The organism is Stenotrophomonas maltophilia (assembly GCF_047497515.2).
Lineage (GTDB): Bacteria > Pseudomonadota > Gammaproteobacteria > Xanthomonadales > Xanthomonadaceae > Stenotrophomonas.
This window is the reverse complement of sequence record NZ_JAXAXL020000002.1, coordinates 329,560-345,279: the sequence shown is the minus strand read 5'-3', so window position 1 is coordinate 345,279 and position 15,720 is coordinate 329,560. Positions and strand designations below refer to the sequence as shown.

12 protein-coding genes are annotated in these 15,720 nt (G+C 67.3%); 2 read left to right on the top strand and 10 right to left on the bottom strand.

Going from position 1 to position 15,720, the window contains the following annotated elements:
- Positions 1-34: 34 nt before the first annotated feature.
- The 10 genes from ACMZPQ_RS05275 to ACMZPQ_RS05230 all read right to left on the bottom strand — a co-directional run bounded on the left by ACMZPQ_RS05275 (position 35) and on the right by ACMZPQ_RS05230 (position 12,552).
- The gene (locus tag ACMZPQ_RS05275) at positions 35-1,399 is read right to left on the bottom strand and encodes an aldehyde dehydrogenase family protein (RefSeq protein ID WP_197584297.1); all 1,365 of its coding nucleotides are present in this window, start codon (positions 1,397-1,399) and stop codon (positions 35-37) included.
- Positions 1,400-1,498: 99 nt separating this feature from the next.
- Positions 1,499-2,341, bottom strand: a complete 843-nt coding sequence (locus ACMZPQ_RS05270) for an ABC transporter permease subunit (RefSeq protein WP_197584300.1) — start codon at positions 2,339-2,341, stop codon at positions 1,499-1,501.
- Positions 2,338-3,270 carry an ABC transporter permease subunit gene (locus tag ACMZPQ_RS05265; protein ID WP_008268445.1) on the bottom strand — a complete coding sequence of 311 codons (933 nt, stop codon included), beginning with the start codon at positions 3,268-3,270 and terminating at the stop codon, positions 2,338-2,340. Before ACMZPQ_RS05265 ends, ACMZPQ_RS05270 begins: the two co-directional genes overlap by 4 nt.
- Positions 3,267-4,403 (bottom strand): ABC transporter ATP-binding protein, encoded by a 1,137-nt coding sequence (locus tag ACMZPQ_RS05260; RefSeq protein WP_197584305.1) that lies wholly within the window; start codon positions 4,401-4,403, stop codon positions 3,267-3,269. The genes ACMZPQ_RS05265 and ACMZPQ_RS05260 overlap by 4 nt, the downstream gene beginning before the upstream one ends.
- Before the next feature lie 359 nt (positions 4,404-4,762).
- Positions 4,763-6,304, bottom strand: a complete 1,542-nt coding sequence (locus tag ACMZPQ_RS05255; RefSeq protein WP_197582897.1) for an efflux transporter outer membrane subunit — start codon at positions 6,302-6,304, stop codon at positions 4,763-4,765.
- Positions 6,304-7,860: a DHA2 family efflux MFS transporter permease subunit gene (locus ACMZPQ_RS05250; RefSeq protein ID WP_197582898.1), complete on the bottom strand. Its 1,557-nt coding sequence runs from the start codon at positions 7,858-7,860 to the stop codon at positions 6,304-6,306. The genes ACMZPQ_RS05255 and ACMZPQ_RS05250 overlap by 1 nt, the downstream gene beginning before the upstream one ends.
- Positions 7,857-9,026, bottom strand: a complete 1,170-nt coding sequence (locus ACMZPQ_RS05245; RefSeq protein ID WP_197582899.1) for an HlyD family secretion protein — start codon at positions 9,024-9,026, stop codon at positions 7,857-7,859. The genes ACMZPQ_RS05250 and ACMZPQ_RS05245 overlap by 4 nt, the downstream gene beginning before the upstream one ends.
- A gap of 172 nt (positions 9,027-9,198) precedes the next feature.
- Positions 9,199-10,308 (bottom strand): extracellular solute-binding protein, encoded by a 1,110-nt coding sequence (locus ACMZPQ_RS05240; RefSeq protein WP_197582900.1) that lies wholly within the window; start codon positions 10,306-10,308, stop codon positions 9,199-9,201.
- A gap of 91 nt (positions 10,309-10,399) precedes the next feature.
- Positions 10,400-11,794, bottom strand: coding sequence for a glutamine synthetase family protein (locus tag ACMZPQ_RS05235; RefSeq protein ID WP_197582902.1), 1,395 nt, complete (start codon positions 11,792-11,794; stop codon positions 10,400-10,402).
- A complete protein-coding gene (locus ACMZPQ_RS05230) occupies positions 11,791-12,552 on the bottom strand; it encodes a gamma-glutamyl-gamma-aminobutyrate hydrolase family protein (protein WP_197582903.1) in 762 nt (253 codons plus the stop codon). The genes ACMZPQ_RS05235 and ACMZPQ_RS05230 overlap by 4 nt, the downstream gene beginning before the upstream one ends.
- Before the next feature lie 160 nt (positions 12,553-12,712).
- Here ACMZPQ_RS05230 and ACMZPQ_RS05225 point away from each other — a divergent pair, with 160 nt between their 5' ends.
- Positions 12,713-13,990, top strand: a complete 1,278-nt coding sequence (locus ACMZPQ_RS05225; protein WP_197582905.1) for an NAD(P)/FAD-dependent oxidoreductase — start codon at positions 12,713-12,715, stop codon at positions 13,988-13,990.
- A 50-nt stretch (positions 13,991-14,040) separates the two neighbouring features.
- Positions 14,041-15,645 carry an MASE1 domain-containing protein gene (locus tag ACMZPQ_RS05220; RefSeq protein ID WP_197582906.1) on the top strand — a complete coding sequence of 535 codons (1,605 nt, stop codon included), beginning with the start codon at positions 14,041-14,043 and terminating at the stop codon, positions 15,643-15,645.
- The last annotated feature ends 75 nt before the right edge of the window (positions 15,646-15,720 follow it).

Genomic DNA, 15,720 nt, shown 5'->3' with positions numbered 1-15,720 from the left:
CATGCCGGCCAGCGGCCGGCACTACCGTTCGGCATCAGGCCACGTAGACGGTCTTGATGTTCATGAACTCATGGATGCCGTGGTCGGCCAGCTCGCGGCCGAAGCCGGACTGCTTGCTGCCACCGAACGGCAGCCGCGCGTCGCTCTTGACGATGGCGTTGACGAACGCGGCGCCGCATTCCATGCGCTGGGCAAAGCCTTCACCGCGCACCGGATCTCGCGTCCACACGCTTCCGCCCAGGCCGAAGCGGGTGTCATTGGCCACGCGCAGCGCCTCGGCCTCATCCTTGACCCGGATCACTGCGGCCACCGGCCCGAACAGCTCCTCGTCGTACGCCGGCATGCCCGGCCCGACCTGATCGAGCACCGTGGCCGGATAACCGGCATGCGTGCCGGCGATCGGCTCGCCACCGATCAACACGCGCGCGCCCTTGGCCACGCTGGCCTGCACCTGCTTGTGCAGTTCGTCGCGCAGGTCGGCGCGGGCCATCGGCGCCAACGTGGTACCACGTTCATCGGGATCGCCGTACTGGCGCTCGCCCGCCGCCTCAACAAAGCGACGGGTGAATTCATCGGCCACGGCGTCGACCACGATGAAGCGCTTGGCGGCGATGCAGGTCTGCCCGCTGTTGTCGAAGCGTGATTTCACTGCCGCCGCCACGGTCTTTTCGAGGTCGGCGTCATCGAGCACCACGAAGGCATCGCTGCCACCGAGTTCCATCACCGACTTCTTCAGCTGGCTGCCAGCGTTGGACGCGATCGAGCGCCCTGCCCGCTCGCTGCCGGTCAGCGTCACCGCCTTCACCCGGGCATCGCGCAGCACGTCGGCGGCCTGGTCGTTGTCGATGTGCAGCACATCGAACACGCCCTCGGGAAGGCCACCGTCATGGCACACCGCCAGGATCAGGTCGGCGCACTGCGGCACGTTGCTGGCGTGCTTGAGCAGGGCCACGTTGCCGGCCATGAACGCCGGGGCCAGAAAACGGAACACCTGCCAGATCGGGAAATTCCACGGCATCACCGCGAACACGCAGCCGATCGGTTCGTAGCGCACATAGCTGCGCTGCGCTTCGGTGTCGATCAGCTGCGGCTTGAGGTAGTCGGCGGCGTGGTCGGCGTAGTACTCGCAGGCCGCGGCACACTTGTCGACCTCGGCCAGCGCCTCGGCCTTGAGCTTGCCCATTTCATGGGTCATCGCCTGCTGCAGGTCGTCGCGGCGGGCGCGCAGCTGCGCGGCGATCTGGCGCAGGATGGTGCCCCTTTCCTGCAGCGAACGCTCGGCCCAGCCCGGGAAGGCCTCGGCGGCAGCCTGCAGGCGCTGCTCGATATCGGCAGCGCCCATCAGTTCATGGCGGTAGGTCACTAGGCCGGTGGCCGGATCGACGATCTCGACGGTCATGGGGGATCTCCTTCAGGAAGACGCCCATTGTGCGCCGCCGGCCGTGAGCCGGATGTTGCCGGCGCTGATGTCGCCGCCCCTGCCGGCAGACCGGGTGGCTCAGCCGTTGTCCTGCCGCGCCAGCTGCAGGTCGCGCTGGCGCCGCTTCTCGGCGCGTGCATTGATGTACCAGCCGATCACCGCGGCGATCGATACTGCCGACACCAGCAGCGTGGCCAGTGCGTTGATCTTCGGGCTGATGCCCATGCGCACCGAGGCGAACACCTTCATCGGCAGCGTGGTCGAGCCCGGCGTAGCGACGAAGCTGGCCACCACCACGTCATCCAGCGACAGCGTGAAGGCCAGCAGCCAGCCTGCCACCAGCGCCGGCGCGATGATCGGAAGGGTGATGCGGCCGAACACGGTCAAGCGGCTCGCGCCCAGGTCCATCGCCGCTTCCTCCAGCGACAGGTCCATTTCCTGTAGGCGCGAAGACACCACCACAGTGACGAAGCACAGGGTGAAGGTGACGTGCGCGATCCAGATGGTGGCCAGGCCGCGCGCCGGGAAACCGGGAATCGCGCCCATCGAGGCCAGCAGCGCCATCAGCGAGAAACCGAGGATGACGTCCGGCATCACCAGCGGCGCGGTGACCAGGGCACCGAACAGCGGCTTGCCGCGGAAACGCTTGAAGCGGGTCATCACCATCGCCGCCAGCGTACCCAGCACGGTGGCGGTACAGGCGGTCCAGAATGCCACTACCAGGCTGGTCCACATCGCTTCCATCAGCGCGCGGTCGGCGAACAGGTCGCTGTAGGCGCGGGTGGAGAACCCGGCCCAGACCATTGCCAGCCGCGAGCTGTTGAACGAGTAGAACATCAGCAACAGGATCGGCAGGTACAGGAAGGCGAAGCCGAGCAGCAGTACGCCCAGCCCAAGGCCCTTGGCGGTGCGCGGGCTCATGCCTGCTTTCCTTCCAGCAGGCGCTGCTGGGAACGGTTGAACAGCAGGATCGGCACCAGCAGCAGCAGGATCATCGCCACCGCCATCGCCGAGGCGCCCGGCCAGTTGCGGTTGTTGAAGAACTCGTTCCACAGCTGGCGGCCGACCATCAGCGTCTCCGAGCCACCCAGCATTTCCGGGATCACGAATTCACCGATCGCCGGAATCATCACCAGCATGCAGCCAGCGATGATGCCCGCCTTCGACAGCGGCAGGGTGATGCGCAGGAACGCCTGCCACGGCTTGGCGCCAAGGTCGTAGGCCGCCTCCAGCAGGCGGTGGTCGTGCTTGACCAGGTTGGCGTACAGCGGCAGCACCATGAACGGCAGGTAGCAGTAGACAATGCCGATGTAGGCGGCGGTCGGGGTATCGATCAGCTGCAGCTTGGGCAGGCCCAGGCTGGTCATCAACGTCTGCAGGCCTGTGAACTGCAGGAACTGGTCAAGCAGCCCATTGCGGTCCAGGATCGCCTTCCACGCATACACGCGGATCAGGAACGAGGTCCACGACGGCAGCACCACCAGCATCATCGCCACGTTGCGCGCGGCCGGCGACAGGCGCGCGATGGCATAGGCCATCGGATAGCCGATCAACAGGGTGAGGAAGGTGGAGATGGCCGCGATCTTGATCGAGCTGAGGAACGCCTGCGCATAGATCGAATCGCGGAACAGCGCCAGGTAGTTTTCCAGGTTCAGCTTCAGCGAGAAGCCGCCGTCCACGTACTGCAGCAACCAGGTGTACGGCGGCGAGCCGACCCGGCTGAGCGAGAAGCTGATCATCAGCACGATCAGGAACGGCACCGCGAAGAACAGCAGCAGCCACAGGTACGGAATGCCGATCACCGTGGCACGCAGCCCCGGCAGCCAGCGCTTCAGGCCGGCAACGCTCATGAGGTCAGCACCACGCCGTCGTTGTCGCGCCAGTGCACCCATACGCTGTCGCCCCAGGTCAGGCCATCGCTGGCCCAGCGCTGCGAGTTGGCGAAGTTGGCCAGCACCTTGGCACCACTGGGCAGGCGCACGTGGTAGACCGAGTGGCTGCCGAAATAGGCGATGTCCTCGATCACGCCCTGCGCCTTGTTGGTGTGCGCTTCCGGCTCGTCCTTGCCGATCATCACCTTCTCCGGGCGCAGCGCGAACGCGACCGGCTGCCCTTCATAACCGGTGATGCCGTGGGCGATGTAGATCGGCGCCGGGAACAGCGGCGAGCGCACAGTCACGTACTCGGGCAGGTCCTCGTCGATCACCCCGTCGAACAGGTTGACCGAACCGATGAACTCGGCCACGAAGCGGTTGGCCGGCTGCTCGTAGACCTCGTCCGGCTTGCCGACCTGCTGGATCCAGCCGGCATCCATCACTGCGATGCGGGTGGCCATGGTCATCGCTTCTTCCTGGTCATGGGTGACCATCACGCAGGTCACGCCCGACGATTCGATGATGCTGACCAGTTCCAGCTGCATCTGCGAGCGCAGCTTCTTGTCCAGCGCGCCCATCGGCTCGTCCAGCAGCAGCAGCTTCGGCCCCTTGGCCAGCGACCGCGCCAGCGCCACGCGCTGCTGCTGGCCACCGGACAGCTGGTGCGGCTTGCGCTTGCCCAGGTGGCCCATCTGCACCAGCTCCAGCATCTCGCCGACGCGCTTGCCGATCGCGTCCTTGCCCAGGCCATCCTGCTTCAGCCCGAAGGCGATGTTCTGCTCGACCGTCATGTGCGGGAACAGCGCATAGGACTGGAACATCATGTTGACCGGCCGCTGGTACGGCGGCAGCGCGTCCAGGCGCTGGCCGTCGAGGGTGATGCTGCCCTTGGTGGGCGTCTCGAAGCCGCCCAGGCAGCGCAGCAGGGTCGATTTGCCGCTGCCGGAGCCACCGAGCAGGGCAAAGATCTCGCCCTTGCGCACGTCCAGGTTGACGTCGTCGACGGCGACGAAACCGTCGAATTCCTTGCGCAAATCACGAATGGAGAGATAGCCGGGCGCACCGGTCGTGTCGACGACGGCGGCTACCGGCTGGGCTTCAACGGGCATGGGGGCTCCGGGAGCGGGCGGTGGACAGCGGCCGCCATTCTAACGGCCGAGGGCTGCAAATGCGTGCCGACCAACGGTCGGCACCTACCGGGCCGAGGGGGATCTGCGGCTCTGGAGGGGGCGGGCCGTTGATCGGCCCTTCCGGGAAAGCGTGCCGACCAACGGTCGGCACCTACCGGGCCGAGGGGGATCTGCAGGTCTGGTGGGGGCCGACCGTTGATCGGCCCTGCCGGGAAAGCGTGCCGACCAACGGTCGGCACTTCCCGGGCCGAGGGGGATCTGCAGGTCTGGTGGGGGCCGACCGTTGGTCGGCCCTGCCGGGCCGGGGGTTGCCCGCCGGGTATGCCCGACGGAACGCATCAACGCACGACCACCGGCGGCGCCTCCTGCCAGCCCAGGCCCAGGCTTTTCTGCAGGGCCACATAGCGCACCAGCAACTGCAGGCGGGCCTGTGCGGCGGCATCCTGGGCCTGCAGGCGTTGGCGCTGTACGTCCAGCAGATCGATCTGCGAGGTCGCCCCCGCCTGCCGGCGCTGGTTCATCAGGCCCAGCGAGCGATCGGCCGAAGCCTCGGCGCGCGCACTGGCCTGCAGCTGCTGCCGCGCAGCACCGAACCGCGCCAGCGCCGTATTCGCGTCCTGCAGCGCCGCCAGCACCGTGCCCTCGTAGGCAGCCAACCGGGCCTCATTGCCCGCCCGGGCCTGCGCCACGCGGGCCTTGTTCACGCCGAAATCGAACAGCGACCAGCGCAGGAACGGGGCCACGATGGTGGCGGCCGAATCCCGCCCCAGGTCGGACAGCGAGGTGGCCCCGGCGCCGATGCTGCCCAGCAGGGTCACCTGCGGAAAATACGCCGAGAGCGCCTGGCCGATCTGTGCCGACGAGGCTGCCAGCTCGCGCTCGGCCTTGCGCACGTCCGGCCGGCGCTGGATCAACGCGCCCGCATCATCCACCGGCACACGGGACGGCAGCGCCGGCAACGGCTGGTCGGCTGCCAGCCGCGCATCGAGCGCGCCCGGCTCGCGCCCCACCATCAGGGCCAGTACATCCCGCGCCTCGTCGGCCTGCGCCTGAAGGGGCGGCAGCGTGGCCTGCTGCTGTTGCAGCTGGGCCTGCGCGCGCTCGACCTGCAGGTCCGAATCGGCACCGCGCTGCCGACGCTGGCGGGTCAGCTGCAGGCTTTCATCGGCAGCACGAAGGTTGTGTTCGGCCAGGGTGATGCGCTCGCGGCTGCTGCGGTAGCCCAGATAGACCTGGGTCAGCTCCGCGGCCAGCTGCACCTGCGCATCGGCCAGCGCGGCCGCATTGGCCTCGGCCTCGGCCGCCGCCTGCTCGGCGGCGCGACGCCGGCGACCGAACAGGTCCAGTTCCCAACTGGCGTCGAAACCGGCCACGTAGAGTTCAGTGTCCAGATCGATGTCGGCGAACTGCTGGCGCAGCTGTGCCGCTTCCTGCGGGCGACCATTGGCTTCGGCCACGCCGGCGATGTTCTCGCCCAGGCCGCGCACGCTGTTCTCCAGCGAATCGGGCGCCTTGACGTTGGCATAGCCGGCGGCCGCACCCACGCTGGGCAGCTGCTCTGCCCGCCGCTGCCGCTGCAGCGCGCGCGAGGCCAGCAGCTTGGCCTGGGCCGCGCGCAGGTTGGGGCTGTTGCGCAGCGCCTCGTCCACCAGCTGGTCCAGCAGCGGATCGTTCAGCGCGCGCCACCACTGGCTGGGCGGCGTGGCCGGCTGCACGTCGGCCTGCGCGGCACGTGGCAGCCGCTCCTGCGCGGTGGCGCGGGGGGCTACGTCGGGCTTCACGTAATCCGGCCCGAGCATGCAGCCGGCCAGCAGCAGCGGCAGCGTGGCCGGCCACAGCCAGCGCAGGCGGAAGGACGTGGTGAAGGGTGTCGAAGTCATCAGTGCATCGCCAATGGAACGCCCTTGGGCAGGGGCTTGAGCAGGAATACCAGCGGGAAGGTCAGCACCACGATCAGGCCGAAGATCCAGAACAGGTCGTTGTAGGCCATCACCATCGCCTGCATCTGCACCGTCTGCGCCAGCACGGCCATTGCCTGCGTTGCGTCGCCCAGTTGCTGGCCGTAGGCATGCAGCGCGTCCTGGGCAATGGTCGAGTTGGCGGTGACACTGCTGCCGATCGCATCGATGTGCAGGGTGGCGCGGCGTTCCTGGAAGGTGGAGATGATGGCCAGGCCGATCGAGCCGCCGAGGTTGCGCGCGGCGTTGAACAGGCCGGAGGCATCGCTGGTGTATTCGCGCGGCACCGAGGTGATGGCCGCCTGGTTCAGCGCCATCATCGCCAGCGCCAGCCCGCAGCCCTGCAACAGCTGGCCGATGACGAAGTGCGGGCCGATGCTGTCGGGGGTCAGGCCCAGGTTGACGAAGCAGGCGGCAGCGAAGCACAGCATGCCGCCGAACACCATGATGCGCACGTCAACCGTTTCCAGCATCTTCGGCATCAACGGCATCAACAGGATGGTCGGCAGACCCGCCAGCAGCAGCACATAACCGGCCTGTTCGGTGTTGTAGCCGGCGATGATCGCCAGGAACTGCGGGATCATGTACATGACCCCGAACAGGATCATGCCCACTGCCATCACCATCACGAACACCGCGCCGAAACTGCGCTGGAACAGGATGTTGAGGCGGATCACCGGCGCCTTGCTGGTGAACTGCGAAAGTGCCAGCAACGCGAAGCCGAGCAACGAGACGATGCTGAGCACCACGATCATGGTCGATTCGAACCAGCGCTCGCGCTGGCCGTCTTCCAGTACCACGGTCAATGCCGAAAGACCGGCGGTCATGCCGATGATGCCAAGCCAGTCCGCGCGCAGCAGGCCGCCCCAGTTCGATTTCTCGTGCGGCAGGCCCAGCAGCAGCAGGGCCACCAGGCCGGCACAGATCGGCACGTTGATGAAGAAGGCGTAGTGCCAGCTGACGTTCTCGGTCAGCCAGCCCCCCAGCAGCGGACCAATCACCGGGCCGAGGATGACAGTCATGCCGAACAGCGCCGTACCCAGTGGCTGCTGTTTCGGTGGCAAGCGCGTGCCGACGATGGTCAGCGCGGTGGGAATCAGCGCGCCGCCGGCAAAGCCCTGCCCGACCCGCCCGGCAATCATCATCGGCAGCGAATCGGCCAGGCCGCACATCACCGAGAATGCGGTGAACAGCGTGGCGCAGATCAGCAGGAAGGTACGCAGGCCCAGCGTGCGCACGAACCAGCCCGTCAGCGGAATCATCACGATTTCCGAGACCAGGAAGGCGGTGGAAATCCAGGTGCCTTCGGTGCCGCTGGCGCCGACTTCGCCCTGGATGGTCGGCAGCGCCGCGTTGACGATCGAGATGTCCAGCGTGGCCATGAACGAACCGATGGTGCCGGCCGCCACCGCCAGCCAGGCGCCGGCGTCGGCCTTGCCTTCGGCGGCGGGCGCTGCGGGAGCGGTAGTGGCGTTCATCGCGTCGGCGCGGCCGTGGCCTCGGCCTCGTCTTTCGTGCGCCCGCGTGCATCCTTCGCGTTGCGGGTATCCACCGTCACTTCCACCGACATGCCCGGCACCAGGACCTTGCGCGCTTCCGCACCGGCATCCACGCGGATGCGCACCGGCACGCGCTGCACGACCTTGGTGAAGTTGCCGGTGGCGTTCTGCGGCGGCAGCAGCGCGAACTGCGATCCGGTACCCGGTGAAATGCTCTCCACCGTGCCGTGCAGCGTGGCACCCGGCAACGCGTCGACCTTGATCTCGGCCGGCTGCCCGGCGCGCATCAGGCCCACCTGGGTTTCCTTGAAGTTGGCGCTGAGGTACAGCGACTCGACCGGCACGATGGTCATGGTGCGGGTACCGGCGGCGACGAACTGGCCCACCTGCACGGTCTTGTTGCCGACACGGCCATCGATGCGCGCGCGCAGTTCGGTGTCCTCGAAGGCGACACGGGCCTGCGCGGCATCGGCCTGCGCCTGCTTCAACCCCGCCTGCGCCTGCTCAAGCTGTGCCTGGCTGGCTTCGATCTGGCTCTGCGCACCCTGGATCTGTGCCTTGGCCGCATCGTACTGGGCCTGCGCTCGCTCGACGTCGTGACGCAGGCTCTCCACGTGCTCGTGGGTGTCTGCGCCGCTGGCAGCCAGCGGCGTGAAGCGTGCCAGCTCGGCCTTGCCGAAGCGCAGCGAGGCCGTGGCAGCGGTGAGCTGGGTGCGGGCCTGCAGCAGGCTGGACTGTTGGCCCTGCACCCCGGCGGCGGCCGCGGCGATGTCAGCCTGGCGCACGGCGATCACCGCTTCGGCCTGGTCCAGGGTGGCGCGGTAGGTGCGCGGGTCGATGCGCAGCAGCGGTTCGCCCGCCTTGACCCATTGGTTGTCCTTGACCAGCACCTCGGTGACATAGCCGTTGATCCGGGGTGCCACCGCCACCGCATCGGCCTGCAGATACGCGTTGTTGGTGTCCTGCAGGTAGCGGCCGACCAGCAGGTGGTAGACCAGCCAGGCAACCAGCGCGATGACCACCACGATGCCGATCAGGGCCAGGGTCCAGCGGACCTTGGGATTCTTCAGCGGCGAGGGCTTGTCCTCGCTGGCTGCGGGTGGCTCGGCAGGGGCGGCGTCTGCGCGCTGGGGCTGGTCGGTCATCGTCTCGTCGTGGCGGTGGTCATTGCCATACGGGACGGTAGGGGAAGGGATGCGGAGGTGAGGTGAAAGGCAAAAAAAAAAAACGGAGGCCGATGGCCTCCGCTTTTGCTCTCTGGTGGGGGCCGACCGTTCGTCGGCCCTTTCGGAAAGCGTGCCGACCAACGGTCGGCACCTACTTACCGGTCTTCACCTCGGTCCACAGCCGGGTGTAGAGCTTGTCGGTCTCCGGCGAGTTGATCGCGTAGGTGAACATCTTCTCGGCCACATCGGCCGGCGGGTAGATGGTCGGATCGGTACGGATCGCCTCGTCCACCAGCGGGGTCGCGGTCGGCACCGGGTTGGCGTAGTGGATGAAGTTGGTGTTGGCCGCGGCGACCTTCGGCTGCAGCAGGTAGTTGATGAACGCGTAGGCCGCTTCCGGGTGCTTGGCATCCTTCGGGATCGCCAGCATGTCGAACCACTGCGGGGCGCCTTCCTTCGGGATCGAATAGGCCACGTGCACGCCATTGCTGGCTTCCTCGGCGCGGTCGCGAGCCTGGATGATGTCACCCGACCAGCCCACCACCAGGCAGGTACCGCCGTTGGCCAGCGAGCCCACGTACTGCGAGGAGTGGAAGTTCTGCACGTAAGGGCGGATCGACTTCAGCAGGTCGGCCGCCTTCTGCAGCTCCGCCGGGTCGCCGCTGTGCGGATCCAGGCCCAGGTAGTGCAGCGCGATCGGGATCATGTCCGCCGGCGTGTCCAGGATGGTCACGCCGCAGTCCTTCATCTTGCTGATGTTCTCCGGCTTGAACACCAGGTCCCAGCTGCTGGCGATGTCGGCGCTGCCGCCGAAGCGCTGCTTCAGCATCTCCACGTTGTAGCCGATGCCGGTGGTGCCGATCATGTAGGGCACGCCGTACTGGTTGCCCGGGTCCTGGGTAGCGATGCGCTTCATCACCGCCGGATCAAGGTTGGCCAGGTTCGGGATCTTGCTCTTGTCCAGCGGCAGGAACACGCCGGCCTGGATCTGGCGCCCGAAGAAGTTCAGCGTCGGCACCACCACGTCGTAGCCGCTGTTGCCGGCCAGCAGCTTGGTCTCGACCATCTCGTCGCTGTCGAACACATCGTAGGTCACCTTGATTCCGCTCTCCTTCTCGAAGGCGGGGATGGTGTCCTCGGCGATGTAATCGCTGTAGTTGTAGACGTTCAGGACCTGGCTGTCCTGCGCGCCGCCTTTGCCACCGCCACAGGCGGCAAGCATGGCGGAGGCCAGGCCGAGCGTGAGGATACGCAGCTTCATCGGGTGCTCCAGAATGCGGGAAGGGGGGCCGGCGGGACCGGCGACGGGTGCCAGCCTACCCCCCGGCGGCGGATTTTTCTATTCCAGATGCTCAGACGTTCAGCAGCAGGAACTCGCGCTCCCACGAGCTGATGACACGGAAAAAGGTCTCGTATTCCTTGCGCTTGACCGAGATGTAGGCCCGGCAGAAGCGCTCGCCCAGCAGGGCCTGCAGCTCGCTGCACTGCTCGAGCCCGTCCAGCGCTTCGCCCAGCGAGCGCGGCAGGTTGTAGCCCAGTTCCTTGGCGCTGCCGGTGACCGGCGCATCCGGCGCCAGCCGCTCGCGGATGCCGAGCAGGCCGCAAGCCAGGGTCGCAGCCATCGCCAGGTAGGGGTTGGCGTCGGACCCGGCGAAACGGCTCTCCACACGCATGTTTTCCGGCGTGTCCAACGGCACGCGCAGGCCGCAGGTGCGGTTGTCGAAACCCCAGTGCACGTTGCTCGGCGAGACTTCGCCAAATACCAGGCGGCGGTAGGAATTCACGTTCGGCGCGAAGAACGCCATGGCCATCGGCACGTATTTCTGCAGGCCGGCCAGGTAGTGGGCGAACAGCGGGCTGAAATCCTCACCGCCGTGTTCGCCGGAAAACACGTTCTGGCCATCGCTGATGCGCAGCAGGCTCTGGTGGATGTGCATCGCACTGCCCGGCTCGTTTTCCATCGGCTTGGCCAGGAAGGTGGCATACACCCCGTGGCGCATCGCCGATTCACGCATGGTGCGCTTGAACAGGAAGACCTGGTCGGCCAGGTCCATCGCATTGGCGTGGGTGAAGTTGACCTCCAGCTGCGCCGCGCCGGATTCGTGGATGAGCGTATCCACGTCCAGCTTCATCGCATCGCAGTAGTCATACATCAGGTCGAGGATCGGATCGAACTCGTTGACCGCATCGATCGAGTAGGACTGGCGCGCCGTTTCCGGACGGCCCGAGCGGCCCGCGGGGGGCAGCAGCGGGAAATCCGGATCGGTGTTCTTCTGCACCAGGAAGAACTCCAGCTCGGGCGCGACCACCGGCTGCAGGCCCAGCTCGGCGTAGGCATCGAGCACCCTGCGCAGCACATTGCGCGGCGCCAGCTCGTGGGGCTCGCCATGCTTGGTGTAGCAGTCGTGGATCACCTGCGCGGTAGGGTCGGTGGCCCAGGGCACCATGCGCACGGTATCCGGGTCCGGGCGCAGGATCATGTCCGAGTCCGACGGTGAGGTCAGGTCGTAGTAATCATCGGGGAACTCACCGGTGACGGTGGTGGCGAAGATGCCTTCGGGCAGGCGCGTACCGTAGTCATGCGAGAACTTGTCCGCGGGAATGATCTTGCCGCGCGCATTGCCGGTGATGTCCGGCACCAGGCATTCGACTTCGGTGATCCTCCGCTCCTTCAGCCAGCGCAGCAGGCTGCTTTCCTGCGGTGCGGGGGGCGTGGCCGTCTTGCGCGGGCGCGTTCGGGAACTCATCGGGAATCCAGTCGGTTCTGTTGGTGCTCTCGGCAAGCTTGGCCGAACGCACGGAAAATAGCGTGATAGAACGGTGCCTGCATGACGCGCCACTCCGGGTGCCACTGTACGCCGAGCACGAAACGATGGTGCGGGCTGCGGGCTGCTTCAACCAGCCCGTCATCGGCGCGGGCCTCTACCTGCAAGCCATCCGCAAGGCGCGCAATGCCCTGCCCGTGTACCGAATTGACCTGGGCGCGATCGCCGCCCTGCCACTTTGCCAGCCAGCCGTCGGCCATCAGGGTGACCGCATGCGCCGGCCCATACTGCACCTCCACCGGCGCCTGCGGGTCTTCGCGATGATCGGACAGCCCCGGCACCGCATGCACCTGCGGATGCAGGGTGCCGCCCAGCGCGACGTTCAACTCCTGGAACCCGCGGCAGATCGCCAGCACCGGCAGATCCAGCGCCAGTGCAGCGTGCAGCAGCGCAAAGGCAGTGGCATCTCGCGCGGGGTCATGCGGGTTGCCCGGCCAGCTGCGGCCGCCTTCGTAGTGCTGCGGCTCGATGTTGCTGACCGCACCGGTCAGCAGCAGGCCATCGAGGCCGTGCAGCCAATCGGCGGGCGGCAGCGGCGGCTGCAGGCTGGGCAGTATCAGCGGAGTGACGCCGGCCGCCTCAACCAGTGCGCGCACGTACTTCTCACCCGCCATCGCGAAACGATGATGGCCGAGTACGGTGCTGTCGGTGGGCAGCCCCACCCAGGGCAGGCGACGCATGGAAAACTCCTTGGCGTGCCGACACGTTACCCGCCGGCCCGCAACGGCGGCAAGTCGTGGCCGTCACACCAACGCCGTCACGCATCGGCGAAACTACACAGGTGAACGCTGATCGTGCTGCCCCGCCCTGCCCCGTTGCCCTGCGCCCGCGAGGCCCGCAGTGAGTGCCGCTTTCCCGCCCAGCTGGTATGCCGCCAGCCTGCCCGAACCGCCTGCCCTGCCCGCGCTGCAGGGGGACGTGCAGGCAGATGTGGCCGTGCTGGGTGCCGGCTATACCGGCCTGACCGCGGCGCTGGAACTGGCGGCGCGTGGCCAGCGCGTGGTCCTGCTGGAAGCACAGCGGATCGGCTGGGGCGCCTCCGGCCGCAATGGCGGGCAGGCGCTGGTCGGTTATGGCTGCGAGGTGGATGAGCTGGAGCGCCAGCTCGGCCGCGATGATGCCCGCCGCCTGTTCGACTGGTCGCGTGACGCGGTGCAGGCGATGCGCACGCGCATCAACCGCCACGGCATCGACTGCCACTGGGTGGAAGGCCACGCCAGCGTCGCCATCCGCGAACGCCATGAGCGCGACCTGCGCGCCAACTGCGAGCACCTGCAGCGCCACTACGACTACCCCATGCAGTGGTGGGACCGTGACACCCTGCATGCGCAGCTGGACAGCCCGCGCTACCGCGCCGCAATGTTCGACCCGCTCAGCGCGCACCTCCAGCCGCTGGCCTATGCACGTGGCCTGGCCGATGCAGCGCGCGCGGCCGGGGTGGCCATCCACGAGAATTCGCCCGTGGTGCGCATCCAGCGTGGCGCTCAACCCACGCTGCACACGGCGCAGGGCAGCGTGCGCGCCGCGCACCTGGTGGTGGCCGGCAACGCCTGGCTGCAGGGTCTGCTGCCCGAACTGGAGCGGCGGATCATGCCGGTCGGCACCTATATCGGCGCCAGCGCACCGCTGGGTGCCGAGCGCGCCCACGCCCTGATCGGCAACAACATGGCCGTGGCCGACACTGCCTGGGCACTGGACTACTTCCGCCTCAGCCACGACCACCGCCTGCTGTTCGGCGGCCGCGCCAGTTACTCCGCGCTGCCGCCGCCGGGCCTGCACGGGGTGATGCAGCGGCGCATGCACCAAGTCTTCCCGCAACTGGCCGACGTGCCGCTGGAGCAGGTCTGGGGCGGCTACGTGGACATCACGCGCAACCGCGCCCCGCACTGGGGCCGGCTGGATGGCAACCTGTATTTCGCACAAGGGTTCTCGGGGCATGGCGTGGCCGCCGCCGGGCTGGCCGGCGAGGTGATCGCCGCCGCCATCGCCGGGCAGAGCGAGCGCCTGGACGTGTTCCAGCGCCTGCGGCACGCGCCCTTCCCCGGCGGGCGGATGCTGCGGATGCCGCTGCTGGTGGCGGCGATGTCGTGGTACAAGCTGCGGGACGCGTTGTGGTAGCGGAACCCTTCCCTGCCACATAATCGGCGCAGGAGCTGGGGAGCACGTGGATGCGGTGGTGGAAGGACGGCCTGCAGGTGAGGATACGGGTCAGCCCCGAGGGGCTGGCACTGGCGCTGCTCTATGCCTTCGCCTGCTGGGGCGCGCGCAAGCTGTCACTGGACCAGTTCTTCCTGCCTGCTGGCGTACGGGTGGCCGCACTGCTGCTGTGCCCGCCCCGTCTCTGGCCTTATCTGCTGATCGGTGAATACGCCTACTTCGCGCATCTGCGCATCCCCCTGATCAGCAAATACAACCTGACCTGGGTGATCCTCGCCTCGGTGTTCCTGATGCCTGCCGTGATGCTGATCGTGCGCCTGCACCGGAAGCTGCTGGCACGCACCACGATCGTGGGCGTGATCTCCATTGCGGCATGCGCCGCGATGGTCATCAGCCTGCTCAACCTGGGGATCTCGTACCTGCTCTGGGAACCGTTGCACAACGCGCCATTCATCACCAACCTGCTGCGCTATGCGCTGGGCGACTTCACCGGCATCCTGATCCTGGCGCCCCTGGCACTGCTGTGGATCCGCCGCGCCGAGGAAAAATGGACGGCCCGGTCTGTTGCGACCACCGCCGGAGCACTCGCAGCCATGCTGATCATTGGCCTGCAGGCGACGCCGGTACCTGCATCGATCACGGCCCCGGGCTCGCTGCAGTTGTTGTTGATCCTGCCTATTCCCGCGATCGTCCTGACCTGCCTGCTGGGATGGCGCGGCGCAGCCATCGGCGTCGCCGCCGTGAACATGATGCTTGGCCTGAGCGCCCCCGCCGACCACCCGACGGCCTTCGATCCGGCCACGTTCGCCACCCAGCAGGCCATGGCCATCGCCAGCATCGCCCTGCTGCTGCTCGGTGCGCGCATCACCCACTTCCAGAGCCAGCACCGGTTGCGCGAAGAAGATGGCAGAGCAGCCCTGCAGCTTGCGCGGAATTCACACCTGGCCAGCGAGATGGACCTGCGTGAGCGCGCGGCGCATCTGCGCCAGCTGGGCGATGGCATGGACCTGTCGTTGAACGAAATGGTGAACTGGCTGCACGCGCAGGGCCATCACGCCGTGGCAGACAGCCTGCGGCATACCTCGGAGGTGCATTCACGCCTGTTCCGGGCCCAGGCCAGCATGATCTATCCCTCGGCGCTGGAACGGCTGGGACTATACGTGGCACTGCAGGCAGGCGGGGTACGCGAGGCATGGAACGCCACCCATCGCATCGGACAACCGAGGTTGATGGGCGATCCCTGTGCGCTGCGGGTGGGCCTGCAGCTTGCAGCCTATCGAGTCGTGGTCGATGCGGTATCGCTGCTGTTGAAATGCGAGTCTGGACAGATTTCGGTCAGCATCCGCTGTGGCAGTGTCGTCCGGAAGCGGGGTGTCTTCATCTGCGTGGCCCTTCTGGACCGCTACCAGTCACTTGGCCGCCGGGCAACGGAACTGGCAAACGAGCAACTGCTTGGCCGCGTCCTCGCACACGGTGGGCGCATGGACCTGACGGACAACAGGCTCAGGATCGTGTTGATGGAAGCGCAGGCAGATTCCCGTCAGGCGAACGCTGCCGACGCCATTGGGGAAGCTGCACGCGCCATCGGCCCCGCCCCGCCGCGGGCCGCGACCTGATGCTCTCAACTGGACGAGATGCAGATCAGTAGCCGGAACGGATCGTTGTCCAGCACTTGCCCCCCGTCAGGCGCT